We start from the raw sequence: 10,803 nt of genomic DNA on the forward strand, positions 1-10,803 counted from the left end.
TATTTTCATGCTAAAGCCCTCCTTAACCATTCATCAAGAAATGCTATTTGCTCCTCAGTGTGAAACCAATGCTCGCCGTTATCCATTACTGTAAGTTTCACGTCATGGCCGGACACAAAATTATTCACAGTCTCACGTGAAGTTATTGTGTCATTGCCCGCGTAAAGTATTTCTGTCGGTACGTTCCATGTCAGCGGATTTTCACGGACGAAGCGCAGATATTCCCGCGACAAAATTTCGCCCGAAGCCGTAACAATTTCACCCTTCATTCGCAAGTCATTTTCGGAGACTCCCGCACGTCTCATCATGCCGAGTATTACCCGCTCCATGTCGAGAATTGGCGAGATGAACATAGCTTTTTCGACTTTACAGTCCTGAAGCGCGAGCATTGCGAAATATGCACCTATGCTGTTTGCGAGGAGATAAACATTCCCCCGCAAGCCGTCATATGTCCGTCTGATGTCGTCCCGTGCTTTTGCGGGAAATGGGCCGTCATATTCCGCGCCGATAACCTCAAAGCCCGGGCAAATCTCCCTGAAGCGTTCAGCCTCAGAAGGACTCCCGCCCATGCCGTGAACATACAGAATGTATTTCATCACTTCAACTTCGCGTAATCTTCCGCCGACACAGCCTCGCACCATTCGTTGGAGGTTTCTTCCCCGGCAACCTCAATGGCAAAATGCTGGAACCATGAATCTTTTGCGGCACCGTGCCAGTGCTTTACATTCGCGGGAATGTTGACGACATCACCGGGCTTTAACTCGCGGGCGGGCTTCCCCCATTCCTGATAATATCCGCGTCCCGATACGGCGATAAGGAGCTGGCCTCCTCCGCTTTTGGCGTGGTGAATGTGCCAGTGATTCCGGCAGCCAGGCTCAAACGTAACATTGAAGATTGCAACCTGCTCAAGCGACATCGGCGCAAGATAGCTCATTCCGTCAAAGTACTGCGCGTATGCCGTGTTAGGTTTGCCGACTGGGAACGGAAGATTTGCCGACTCAGGGTCAAGGTGTAATCCCTTTTCACTGAGCTTGATATTTGCCGGGAGACTATCGAAATCTTTGCGTGACTCTGTCATAATATCTGCCTTCTTTCTGTACTCTTTGTATTTCTCGGAATTGATGTAGCTATTATAGGCTGACTCGTCCGCGTATATCTCCATGATGTGAATTACGTGATTACGGTCTCCCCTCTCACTTGTTGCGAACATTCCCATTACTCCGGCTTCATCTGCGACTGCTCTCGAATATTCCTGCGCCGTAAGTGCTTTGAACTCATCGAGATTGGCCGGCTTTACGTCAGCAAGAGTCAGGAGAATGAATTTCCCATTGCCTGATTTCTTCTGCTCAAGAACAACAGGGTCAACGGGCAAAAGTTTCAGGCTCTCGAATATCGGCTTGCGTTCCTCGACAAACGATTTGTAGCCTTCACTTGATGTGTGGACGGTGTACGCTTCCTCGTCCTCGTAAATCTCAAGAAGGCGCATGATGTCCGGGTTAGCTTTGTCGATTGCCCCGTAAAGTGAATACGTCCCGGCCTCGTTAGGCGTTGACTTTGCTACGGTTCGCACACTTATTGCGGCCATGTCGGACATTTTTCCGGGCTTTGATTCGAGGACTGCCCAATGAATTTTGAGAGTCTTTCCTTCCGGCGCGAAAACTGTGTGCGCGAATGCTTTTCCGTTCAACAGTGCCAAAATTACAGCTACAACCGCGATAATCTTCATGACTATTTTCACCTCTTAACAGAAAATCCGAGTCCCTCAAGCCATTTTTCGACCTGAGATTTTGACGCTGACCCGCCGACTGATAGCCCGTTGCTTTCGATTTTTGCTGACGGAGTTTCTTTCTTCAGACTCGTGAGACTTCTGCCCCATGATGATCCGCCGTGTGTCGTGAAGGGGATAATTTTTTTCCCGCTGAAGTCGTTAGCCTCAAGGAACGTGAAGACCGCCATAGGCATATCGCCCCACCAGCACGGCCAGCCGAGAAACACAGTATCATAGCCGCCGAAATCCCGCACATTCTCAGCGAGTTTCGGACGCGCCCGGCGATTCTGTTCCTTCTTTGCGACATCAATAACAGTGTCATAATCCGTTGAGTAATCTTTCTCCGGCCTAATCCTGAATATGTCGAACCCGCCTGCCTCAGCAATATTTTCCGCAAGTGCCTTAGTCGTTCCGCTCCACGAGAAATAAGCGACAAGAGTTTTTCCCTCAGCACACGAAATCCCGCACAGCACCATCACCATCAATACAGCGACAAAAAATTTCCTCATCAAAACCGTACACTTCCTTTGTTTGATATAATTTCTCCAGCCTTTAATGAGTTAAGGTTGGGAGATTGGACGGACAAAACGCTCTGTCTGGAAAATCTTAAGCGACTTTAGGCAAAACAGTTAGCCGTTCTGTTTCAAAAACGATTGCACACACTGTGCTTGACAACGTAAACGGGTGAACTTTCGCGTTCTACCGTATAGAGGCTGAAGTAAGCCAGCCCCGGCGAATAAGGGTACTCTGAGGCGGAAATATTCGAGGCTCAGACGTTCAGACCATGTGCCAGACTTCACCGCAAGCCCCTACCTTTAGGCGTGGGGTTGTTTACCTCTTTCTCCCAAATTCTTACGGTGTTAATGTTGGCTTTGTCCGCAAGTGCTTCAAGCTCTCTCATTTCGCCGTCAGTCAGAACAAGCCCGGCGGCCTTCACAGCGTCTTCAACGTGCTTTACTTTCGTTACTCCGAGAATAGGCAGAGTCCCTTTTGCGATTGCCCACGCTACGGGCAATTGAGCGACTCCGACTCCGTGAGCGTCAGCAATTTCCTTCATGGCCGAATTTAGCGCGTCAAGCTGAGTCATTACTGGGTTGTAGACCTGGCCTCTTGCGCTGTCTTTCGGGAACGGGTGAGCGGTGCTGTATTTCCCGGACAGTGCGCCCTGCTCAAGCACCATGTATGAGAAGAATATTGCGCCGTTCTTTCTGCACCATTCGAGAATCCCGGAATATTCTGATGACCTGTTGAGGAGGCTGTAATGATTCTGAACCGCCGAAACTTTCAGCCCTTCAGCCGCGAGAATCTCTGCTGCCTCGTTAAGCTCCGCGAGATTGTGATTCGACAGTCCGATTTTGCCGATGTTCCCGGATTTTGCGAGGGGGATTAATTTCCGTGTCCATTCCGGCGCGCCCAGAGGATTGTGAATCCAGAAGTAGTCGATAAACTTTGTGCCGAGTCTTTCTGCGCTTCCTTCGTACATGGCCGTAACCGGATTTTCTGCTGACATATCCGCGCACTGAGGCGTGAATTTCGTTGAGATGAGATAGCTTTCACGCGGAACTGTGCGGAGAAATTTCCCTAGTACATGCTCGGATTTTCCCATCCCGTAAACAAACGCGGTATCCCATAAATTGAGTCCCGCTTTCTGTCCGGCCTCAAAGACCGGGCGCAGCTCTTCTTCTGTGAGGTCATTGCCGAATGTTCCGTCATTGCCCCATGCCCACGCGCCTAAAGCTATTTGGGGTATCATTGCGATTTTTCCCTCCGTTAATATTTTGTAGATGGCCTGAATTTTACATGCTTGAAGCTGAGTTGAAGACTTGCGTAATTCCTGCGGTTTTGTGTTTTGCGTACAAGCCCGGCCGGAGCTGTATAATTCCTGAAGGTCAGCGGGCAGGGTCAGGAGTCGGGGCGCAAAAATTTTCACTGCGGTGCGTCCTTATCGTCTCAATGAATTGCGCCGTATAATATAATACTTCAGCGGCAGATAAAGAGAGATTAGCCAGAAACAACCGTATACATAAAGTTACAAGCACGGGAATCAATACGGCAATCCAATATTTAACATTATTCCACACAAAAAGAAGGCTGATAATCAAATGGATAAATCATTCTACATAACCACGCCGATATATTACGTCAACGACATTCCGCACATAGGCCACGCATACACAACAACGGCATGTGATGTAATTTCCCGGTACAAGCGCATGAAGGGCTATGATGTCATGTTCCTGACGGGGACGGACGAACACGGGCAGAAGATTCAGACCGCCGCGGCGAACAAAGGCATTACACCGCAGGAACTCGTTGACCGTATTCACGTTGCCTTCCGGGATTTATGCACGGCACTTGACGCAAGCAATGATGATTTCATTCGCACAACGGAAGACCGCCATATACGAACGGTGCAGGCTGTATTCTCCAAGCTAATGGAACAGGGCGACATCTACAAGGGGACTTACTCCGGGTATTACTGCGTCCCCTGTGAGACCTATGTCCCCGAAAACGCGATGGGCGAGAATCATACCTGCCCCGACTGCGGAAGGCCGTTAATCATCATGGAGGAAGAGAGCTACTTTTTCCGCGCCTCGAAATATGTCCCTCAGCTCATAGAGTACTACGAGAGAAATTTACGGGGAGTCATGCCGAAAATCCGCTACAACGAGATTATGAGCTTCCTGAAATCGGGAGTCCGTGATCAGTCTGTCTCACGCACGACCCTGAAATGGGGCATTCCTGTTCCGGGCGACGAAAATCACGTGATATACGTCTGGTTTGACGCTCTCGTGAACTACATCACCGCCGCAGGCTATCTCGATGACCCGGAGAAATTCGCACGCTACTGGCCCTCAGTGCGTCATATGGTAGGCAAGGACATTATCCGCTTCCACTGCGTAACATGGCCGCTTGTGCTTCTTGCGCTGGGAGTCGAATTGCCGCAGGAAATTTTTGCTCACGGCTGGTGGACTGTTGACGGCGAGAAGATGAGCAAGACACGCGGGAATGTTGTTGACCCGTTCAAGATGGTGAAGAATTACGGCGCGGACGCATTCAGGTATTTCATGATGAGGGAAGTACCATTCGGGAATGACGGCGATTTTTCCGAGCTTGCGCTAGTCGGGCGGATTAATTCTGACCTGGCCAACGATCTCGGCAATCTCCTTAACCGAACGCTGAAGATGATTGACACATACAGGGGCGGAATCGTTCCGGGCAGTGATGAGCCTTCCGAGCTGTCAGAAATGGCGGTGAAAGTTCTTGAGCGTGTCGACTCGGCCATGAATGACTATGCTTTTGACGAGGCACTCAAAGCAATATGGGAGTTTATCGGGCGGGCGAACAAGTTTATTGACGAGACAGCCCCGTGGAAGCTGGCCAAAGATGAGTCGCAGTCAGCAAAGCTTGATTTCGTCCTGCTGAATCTCTATGAGGCTCTGAGATTGTCGGCCATGATGATAGCTCCCGTAATGCCGTCAACCGCCAAAAGAATCTGGACTCAGCTCGGCATTCAGGATGACCCTAACACGGCGCGTTATGACTCGTTCATATGGGCAAAGGGCGCGGGAAATTCTGTCGGGAAGTCTGAAGTATTATTCCCAAGAATAGACATTGAGGCGTGGAAAAAAGCAAAGGAGGAACAGAAATTGACAGAGGAAAAAGCAAAGTCAGCGGAGGAATCACAGTCAGCAGAAATTGAACATGAGCCGGAAATAGGGATAGAGTCGTTCAAAGCGGTAGAGATGAGAGTCGCCCGTATCACGAAATGCGAGGAGATTCCCCGCTCAAAGAAGCTGTATAAACTTGAGGTTGATTTAGGCTATGAGTCCCGCGTTGTTTGTTCGGGAATAAAAGCGTTCTTCACGCCGGAAGAGCTGACCGGGAAGCGCGTAATCCTCGTAACGAACCTCAAGCCCGCGAAACTCTGCGGGATCGAAAGCAATGGGATGATACTGGCCGCAAGCGTCAAGAAGGACGGAGTATCGGAGCAGCTCACACTGATAACGCCTGAGAGTGATATACCGTTAGGGAGCCGGGTGAGCTAGTATGCAGTCAATCCGACAAAAGGAGATGGACTTCCTCAGCACAGAGGCAGCCGGATGGGTTGAGGAGAAAATAATCACGGGCGAACAGGCATCCGCGATAATGTCCCTGTACGAGGTGAAGCCGCGAAATTTGCGGATGGTCATGCTTACGGCGGGGCTAATTTTGCTGGGACTGGGCGGAGTCAGCTTTGTCCTTGCGCACTGGCACGAGATCGACAAAATTATACGTGTCGGGCTGATTGCGGGGGCTTATGTGATTTCGCTGATTGCGTATCTCTTCACCGTGAAGAAATCAGGACGGGCGGGAAAATATTTCCTGCTGTTGTCATCGGCGATATTCGGCGGAGGGATATACCTAATCACCCACATGTACGACATCCCTATAACGCTGGCTGAATTTCTCTGCTACTGGGTCATTCAGGTAATAATAACGTCCGTGATATTCCGGGATGAGTGGCAGGTGTACTTGGCCTGCGCGTTGTCGCTGATATGGATGAATGAGACGGAAGCAATAAACGCATTCGCCCTGTATTTTGTGAGGACGGCAATACTTCCGCTGACGGAATTTTTCACCCCTTGGAGCGCGTTCGCGTTGCTGGCGGCGTTATGGGCTTCATATTTTGCGGTGAAGGACAGAGCAGCCCTCATGCTTTGCGTGATGATAACAGTGCTGCTTCTTGCCTCGCGTATGAGTTTATGTCTAGGGGGAACGTGGACGCTAATTATTCTCGTGATTTCGGGGGCTGTAATGTCGTTCCTTGCGGAAAATTCTGACTGTCAGACTCTTGGCTTGCTGATGGTCGGCGTGTTCGGGTTATTGCTGACATGGCCGATGTTCTGGCGGGGCGGTGAGTTTGAGTCATACCGCAATATTCTGCCTGTCGTGAATGCTGTGATAGTCGCGGGATTATTGCTCGCTAATATCTGGCGGGGTCATTCGGGAGTCGGCTCGGCGTTCTGCGTGATACTTGCGGGAAGATACTTCTTTGATCACCTTTTCGGCTTTCTCCCAAAGGCATGGGGCTTCACGGCGGCGGGAATAATTCTGCTTGTGGGCGCAATATTTTTCGGGCGGATAAGCAGACTTTTCACAAAGAAATAATTTTGCGGGCAGTGCGTATCAACTCTGCGTACTGCCTGCGATTTTCTCCGCGTCAGAAATATTCCCCTGAAACTCAAGCCGGAATTTTCCCCGCGTCATTCCGTTAATCCCCGTAACAAAAATCTTCCTGCCAAACTCCTCCTGCCATGTTCCGAGAAACTGCGCTATATATTCGGCTGTGTGTTTGTCTGTCTGAATGACGAACGCCGCGGCATTGTTTGAGGCCGTAATCTTGCGTATGAATCTCTTTATCGACATGGCTATATTCTCTTCACGCTCAACAAATCCATTATCCCCGCACAAAGGGCAGGAGCGCATGAGAATGCTCTTGAGGTCGGGAAGCTCTCTTTTCCGCGTAAGCTCAACGAGTCCCAAGCGTGTAAGGCTGAAAACTTTCGGCTTCATTCTGTCGTGGTCTAAGAATTTCTGAAACTGTGATAACAATTCGCGCCTGTCTGATTCGCTGTCCATGTCAACAAAATCAACAACGACAATCCCGCCGATTGACCGCAAACGCAGTTGACGTGCAATTTCTCCGGCGGCCTCTATGTTAGTCGCAAGGACAGTGTGCTTCATATCGGGTGCGCTGGTGAACTTGCCTGTATTCACATCGATAACGGTTAGTGCTTCCGTCTGGTCAATCACCAAATATGCGCCGGATTTCAGCCACACTTTTTTGTCGATTGCCTTCCTTATTTCGTCATCAATCCCGAAAACGTCAAACACAGGCGTAACTCCGTCATATAATTTAACGTCAGGGCGTTCAGGATAGAAAGTATCAATAAATTTCCGGGCATTAATATATTCGTCTCTGTCATCAATAATAATCTCGTCAATTTTGCCGGGTATCTCATCGCGCAAAACTCTTCCCAGTGCGCCGAGGTCTTTATACAGCATACAAGGAGCGGGAGTCATGGCGGCCTTCCGTGAGATTTCCTGCCATAATTCTATGAGCGACTGAAGGTCAGACCGTAAATATTCCTCGCTGACTCCCTGCGCGGCGGTGCGTATGATTATGCCGTGCGGGATTTCGGCTTTCAGGGTGTCGGCAAAAAGTTTGAGGCGTTTGCGTTCGGCTGGGTCTGAAATTCTGCGGGATATTCCGGCTTCATCAGAGTCCGGGACTAAGACGAGCCAGCGTCCTGGGAGTGAAACATTTGCTGTAACGCGGGGGGCTTTGTTCTTACGGGCATTTCGGACAACCTGCACGATTACTTCATGGCCGGGTTTTGCTGACGGGATTTCATTGGCGTAAATGAAAGCGTTGTTAGCACCTTTGAGCTTTCCGGGGGATTTCGGCGACAGTTTCACGAACGCGGCATCAATGGCAGGGACGAGAGACTCAATACGCGCCTTGAAGATGTCCCCCTGCCTGACCTCGTGAGAATCCTCTGTGAAGTCGATAAATATCTCGGCTAATTTCCCGTCCTCAAGCAATGCGATTCTTGACTGCTCAATCTCGCGAACGTCAGCCACAACTTTAACGCCCGTCATAATTTCACGCTCCCTGAATCATATTGCCCGACCGCGACTCGCACAGCGTTCACCTCATGCCACCCCGATATGACATTCTGCCCGATGAGATGACGAATGAGTCCGCCTATGGGATTCTGCGCGGGGTCTGAGACGATGATACGGAGCCAGCCGGAATCATTTTCCGCGAGAATGACCGAGTCCGCCCAGAAACTTGCGGCCATGCCGGAAATGTCAGCGTTATTCGTGGTACGGATGAGATATTCGGCGGCCTTGCAGAGTTTTCCGAGATTAGGCGAGCCTTCCGGGGGGAAAATTGCGCGTGAAATGGAAAAACCTTCCGGGAGAGCGTCATTCATGAGGGGGATAATATTTTCGGGAGCGTCAGAAAAATACATGTCAGCCGGCTCATTGAGGGCAACGACTCCTGCGGGAAGCTCCGGGCCGAATGAGATTTTCGGGCGGGGCGAGAAGCCCTGCGTCATTTCGAGGGAGAGTCCTGCGCGTGAGGCAGAGCGTGAGAACATCTGCGCCAGTGCTATATGAGGGACGAAACATGCCCCCCCGCGCTTTGAGTATATCAGGCGTATCCGTGTCATACATCGAGGCAGCTCCCGCCGATAAATTCGCGTATTACTGAGTTGTTCGGGATCCCGTCATTGTTCAGGGCAGGGACGAACCGCAGTATATTCAGCAATCGTAATGCCTCGCTGAACACGGACGAATTTTCGTCAACAGTGTGCAATAACGGCTCGACATACGGCTTCAGGACTCCAAGCTCATACGGCAATGACGAGTTGAAGATGGCATTTGCCCGGCTCCTGTAGGGGAATATATACTTTTTCGCCCCGCGTATTACTTTCGGGTAAACTTCAAGCGTAACCTGCGCCGATTTCCCCCGCGTCCTGTAATCGCGTATTATCCTGCGTAACAGCCGATTGTCGCTCGTGCTTGTCCTGTTGTGAGGGTCAATGCATATCCCCGTCAGAGGCGACACAAATATCCCGTAACGCCCGGCGGACGGTATCATGTCCAAAATCTGATCATTGAGGCCGTGAATGCCCTCCATTATGAGAACGTCAGAAGGCTTCAGCTTTATGACCTTCCCCGGCTCTTTCTTGCCTGTAATGAAATTGTAGACAGGTGTCGTAACTTCCTCCCCCGATAATATCCGCGTCAAATTATCCCCTAACAGTTCGAGGTCTAATGCGTCTAATCTCTCGTAGTCATATTCGCCGGTCTCATCTTTCGGGGAATCTTCGCGCTCCTTGAAATAGTTATCGAGGGGAAGTGTTACGGGAGTTTTTCCGCAAACCATCAACTGAACTTTGAGACGTTCGGAGAATGTAGTCTTTCCTGAACCTGAAGGGCCTGCGATTGTTACGACCTTCACTGGTCTTGAGGCTACATCTTCCGCGATATTTCCGAGTGTCTGAGAGTGGAAAGCCTCCGCGATTAATATTAATTCTTGAATGCGTCCCTCTGTTACGCGCTTGTGTAGCTTGTTCAGGTAGTTCAAATCCAAGACTTGAAGCCAGTGTGCATAGTCAAAGAAAACTTTTCCCATTGACGGATCTAATTTAAGCTCTGGCATTTTGTCGGGGGCATCAGGACGGGGGAATCTCAGCAACATTCCCTGCTCGTAGAGTACAACGTCAAACATCCGCAACGCACCTGTTGAAGACGCTAACGGCCCTCCGCAAAAATACCCGTAGCGGTCTCCGCACCTGTACACCTCCACGGGGTCAAGATTCGCCCTCACGAATAACTCGGCTATTTCCGGCTCTCCCTGACGCTGAAAGACTCTGCGGGCTTTGTCGATTGTGAGAATCTCGCGGGTGATTGCTGAGTCGCGGCGTATTATGTCGCTCATTTCGGCCTTGATTCTGTCAACGTCAGACTGAGTCACGGGGCCGTCATCAAACTCCCAGTAGTGAGAATCTGCGATTGAATGACGCAGGACAGCTTTCCGCCCTAATACCCTCGCGCAGGCTATAATCAGCACAAATCCTAATGTGCGCTTGTAGATTCTCTGCCCTGTGGGTGAAGTTGATGTGATAAATTCTACGGTAGCATCCTCATCCACAACCCAGTCAAGCGGGCGCGTGTAGTTATTGACGAACCACGCAATGACTCTACGCTGCGGCATGTCGTGCTTTGTTATCATTTCCTCCATAACGTCATGGCCTGTTACGGGGGCTTCTCCTGCTATGTAGCTGGCTATGTATGTGTCGCGCTTTGCGGCTGCTGTTAATACGCAAACTGTAAATGCCATTGAACTAATAAAACCTTTCGTGAAAATTTATGATATTATAATATACCTTCAAATACCGTAAACATCATAAAGAAAGGGGCTTGACATATTTAGCATGGCCGTGTATAATACCACACCACACCACACCACACCACAC

Annotated in this window: 10 protein-coding genes; 3 read left to right on the forward strand and 7 right to left on the reverse strand. The window is 50.2% G+C overall.

The annotated features are described in order from the left end of the window. Positions 1 to 5: 5 nt before the first annotated feature. From IKQ95_01745 to IKQ95_01760, 4 genes are all read right to left on the reverse strand, one after another. On the reverse strand, positions 6 to 641 hold the full coding sequence (locus IKQ95_01745; GenBank protein ID MBR4195417.1) for a hypothetical protein: 636 nt from the start codon (positions 639 to 641) through the stop codon (positions 6 to 8). Then, complete coding sequence (locus tag IKQ95_01750) at positions 596 to 1,726, reverse strand: antibiotic biosynthesis monooxygenase (protein ID MBR4195418.1); 1,131 nt, start codon at positions 1,724 to 1,726, stop codon at positions 596 to 598. Before IKQ95_01750 ends, IKQ95_01745 begins: the two co-directional genes overlap by 46 nt. An 8-nt stretch (positions 1,727 to 1,734) precedes the next feature. Beyond that, positions 1,735 to 2,277, reverse strand: coding sequence for a flavodoxin (locus IKQ95_01755; GenBank protein ID MBR4195419.1), 543 nt, complete (start codon positions 2,275 to 2,277; stop codon positions 1,735 to 1,737). A 287-nt stretch (positions 2,278 to 2,564) separates the two neighbouring features. Further along, positions 2,565 to 3,521 carry an aldo/keto reductase gene (locus IKQ95_01760; GenBank protein MBR4195420.1) on the reverse strand — a complete coding sequence of 319 codons (957 nt, stop codon included), beginning with the start codon at positions 3,519 to 3,521 and terminating at the stop codon, positions 2,565 to 2,567. Positions 3,522 to 3,568: 47 nt separating this feature from the next. Here IKQ95_01760 and IKQ95_01765 point away from each other — a divergent pair, with 47 nt between their 5' ends. The 3 genes from IKQ95_01765 (at position 3,569) to IKQ95_01775 (ending at position 6,919) form a co-directional block, all read left to right on the forward strand. After that, on the forward strand, positions 3,569 to 3,739 hold the full coding sequence (locus IKQ95_01765; protein MBR4195421.1) for a hypothetical protein: 171 nt from the start codon (positions 3,569 to 3,571) through the stop codon (positions 3,737 to 3,739). A 131-nt stretch (positions 3,740 to 3,870) separates the two neighbouring features. After that, a complete protein-coding gene (gene metG / locus IKQ95_01770) occupies positions 3,871 to 5,817 on the forward strand; it encodes a methionine--tRNA ligase (GenBank protein ID MBR4195422.1) in 1,947 nt (648 codons plus the stop codon). 1 nt (position 5,818) lies between these two features. Further along, positions 5,819 to 6,919, forward strand: a complete 1,101-nt coding sequence (locus IKQ95_01775) for a DUF2157 domain-containing protein (GenBank protein ID MBR4195423.1) — start codon at positions 5,819 to 5,821, stop codon at positions 6,917 to 6,919. Between the two features lie 18 nt (positions 6,920 to 6,937). On the opposite strand, the gene IKQ95_01780 is transcribed toward IKQ95_01775, so the two are convergent. From IKQ95_01780 to IKQ95_01790, 3 genes are read right to left on the reverse strand one after another with little or no spacing between them, the layout of a single operon-like run. Next, positions 6,938 to 8,413 carry an Rne/Rng family ribonuclease gene (locus IKQ95_01780; protein MBR4195424.1) on the reverse strand — a complete coding sequence of 492 codons (1,476 nt, stop codon included), beginning with the start codon at positions 8,411 to 8,413 and terminating at the stop codon, positions 6,938 to 6,940. Continuing rightward, positions 8,410 to 8,991 carry a TIGR03936 family radical SAM-associated protein gene (locus IKQ95_01785; GenBank protein ID MBR4195425.1) on the reverse strand — a complete coding sequence of 194 codons (582 nt, stop codon included), beginning with the start codon at positions 8,989 to 8,991 and terminating at the stop codon, positions 8,410 to 8,412. Before IKQ95_01785 ends, IKQ95_01780 begins: the two co-directional genes overlap by 4 nt. Beyond that, complete coding sequence (locus IKQ95_01790) at positions 8,988 to 10,667, reverse strand: nucleoside kinase (protein ID MBR4195426.1); 1,680 nt, start codon at positions 10,665 to 10,667, stop codon at positions 8,988 to 8,990. Before IKQ95_01790 ends, IKQ95_01785 begins: the two co-directional genes overlap by 4 nt. Positions 10,668 to 10,803 lie beyond the last annotated feature (136 nt).

Source organism: Synergistaceae bacterium (assembly GCA_017540085.1).
GTDB lineage: Bacteria > Synergistota > Synergistia > Synergistales > Aminobacteriaceae > JAFUXM01.